Origin of the sequence: Shewanella sp. 4t3-1-2LB, from assembly GCF_017368415.1 — a bacterium.
GTDB lineage: Bacteria > Pseudomonadota > Gammaproteobacteria > Enterobacterales > Shewanellaceae > Shewanella > Shewanella fodinae.
Genome location: NZ_JAFNJD010000166.1, coordinates 1 through 272 on the forward strand (window position 1 = coordinate 1; position 272 = coordinate 272).

1 rRNA gene is annotated in these 272 nt (G+C 48.9%); it reads right to left on the bottom strand.

What is annotated here, in order from left to right:
* Window positions 1–163 precede the first annotated feature (163 nt).
* Window positions 164–272: ribosomal RNA gene (locus tag J3L11_RS19135) — 23S ribosomal RNA — on the bottom strand; the annotation flags it as partial.

Sequence of the window (272 nt, forward strand, 5' to 3'; positions counted from 1 at the left end):
TTTTCTCGCTCCGGTGCTTGTGTACTCTTGTACACGCCGCGCCTCACTCGTCACAGCTTTGTTAGCCTGACACCAAGCCTGCGTTACATTTTTCAGTAGTGGTTCTCTTACTTCAACCAAGTCTTGCTATTCATTCAAGGTCTTCGAAACCCATCTGGGTTGTATGGTTAAGCCTCTCGAGTCATTAGTACAGGTTAGCTCAACGCCTCACAACGCTTACACACCCTGCCTATCTACGTCCTGGTCTCGAACGGCTCTTTAGTGGACTCTAG